The 625-nt window shown below is 31.2% G+C and carries 1 protein-coding gene; it reads left to right on the forward strand.

Annotation, left to right across the window (positions count from 1 at the left end):
• The first annotated feature begins 283 nt into the window (after nucleotides 1–283).
• Nucleotides 284–436 carry a hypothetical protein gene (locus tag ACF91D_RS31325; RefSeq protein ID WP_392438633.1) on the forward strand — a complete coding sequence of 51 codons (153 nt, stop codon included), beginning with the start codon at nucleotides 284–286 and terminating at the stop codon, nucleotides 434–436.
• Nucleotides 437–625 lie beyond the last annotated feature (189 nt).

A 625-nucleotide genomic window follows, 5' to 3' on the forward strand; every position in this document is an offset into this window, starting at 1 on the left:
TAATATAACATTGTGATGATAAGCTCTTGATTCTTAATGATTTGCTCTAATTGTTTATCATTCATATTAACCTCTCCTTATTAATTACTTATCCCTGTCCCAAAATAAATCAATGTATTCTTTATCCAATTACTTATCAAACGTATAAACATCTATAAATTCAGTATTCACAATGTCTTTAGTAGCAAACATTACATAGATACTATAATGCTCTTCTTCTGGCACTTGTCCGTAATTAACACTTCTTATATAGAGTGTAGGGGACAATAACATTAAAGAAGCTATGAACACACGCAAGCCATTAAATATAGAAGGAAGCTATCCTGAATTTGAACATAATGAGAATCCACTAGCAGGACTAGCTGAAATTCAAAAAACTGATTTATTATTTACTGCTCAAGGTATCATAAAGCCTAAAGACACATTACAGGCATAAAAAGAACCCTAGGATTTCCTAGGGCTATACATATTATTTATCCTTTTTAGCTCGTTTCTCTTCTAGTTCTTTCTGTTCTTTTTCAACATATTCATCAAACTTTTTATTAATGTCATCTTCTGAGTGTGTTTCAGAGCTCATAAATGACTGCTCTACACCTCTGTTATTCTGAACTAGGAGATATAATAC

The organism is Staphylococcus sp. 231237_7MaSpsaltlick (assembly GCF_043107035.1).

Bases quoted from the DNA above. Each gene is read 5' to 3' on its own strand.
- ACF91D_RS31325 (WP_392438633.1), top strand. From the start codon at position 284: ATGAACACACGCAAGCCATTAAATATAGAAGGAAGCTATCCTGAATTT.